The following is an 867-nucleotide window of genomic DNA, read 5'->3' on the forward strand; positions in this document are numbered from 1 at the left end:
CGGTGATGCTGAGCGACTGCGCGGTGAAATTGGTCTTGGATCCGGAGAAGTCGAGGCCGGTGCCGACACCCAGTCCGGAGATGACGCTGTTGCCGGCGACCACCGCCGCATTGACGCCGGCAACATCGTCATCTCCGGACTGGGTGTCGGCGCCGGGGTTGGTGATGCTGATGTCGCCGAAGCGGATCGTCGCCGGCGAATCCGAAATGGCGATCGCCGGTCCGGTCGTGTTGGAGATCGTCGTCGCACCGTTGACGGTGAAGCTGCCCGCGACATTCTCCAGCACGACACCCGACGTGCCGCCGCTCTGGCTGATCGAGTCCAGCACCACATGGGCGGTGATCGGATCGATGAAGACGGCGGTGCCGCCATTGCCTGACACGGTGCCGCCGGTGGTGGTGAACGTGCCTCCGGTCGACGTGCCCTGCACGGTGATGCCGCGGTCGGTATTGTCCTGCGCATTGACGGTGGCGAAGGTGTAGGTGCCCTTGCCGGTGATATCGAGACCGTCGTCGAGATTGCCCTTCAGCAGCGTCGTGCCGGTGAAATTGTAGGTGCCGTCGCCGTCGATGTGCAGGCCGTCGAGGCCGTTGCCGGTGGCGGTGAAGTTGGAGCCGGTGATGCCGGTCGAACTGCCCGTGAAGTCGGCGCCGTTGCCGCCCGCACCGGTGACCGTCACATTGGTCAGCGTCGCGCCGGTGATGTTGTTGCCGAAGATGCCGTCGCCGCCGCCGGTGATGGTGATGCCGTTGAGCGTGTTGCCGTTGCCGAGCGTAAAGACGGGGTTGGCGACGTTGGTGCCCTGGATCGTGCCGTCGCTGCCGCCCAGGTTGAAGGTGCTGGTGCCGCCGCCGAAAAGCCTTGCGG

1 protein-coding gene is annotated in these 867 nt (G+C 65.7%); it reads right to left on the minus strand.

The window, feature by feature from the left end; genetic code table 11:
- A partial coding sequence (locus tag EN925_RS37810; RefSeq protein ID WP_206633179.1) for a right-handed parallel beta-helix repeat-containing protein occupies positions 1 to 867 on the minus strand: 867 nt, incomplete at both ends.

Origin of the sequence: Mesorhizobium sp. M7A.F.Ca.US.006.04.2.1 (assembly GCF_004022915.1) — a bacterium.
GTDB classification, from domain to species: Bacteria; Pseudomonadota; Alphaproteobacteria; order Rhizobiales; family Rhizobiaceae; genus Mesorhizobium; species Mesorhizobium ciceri.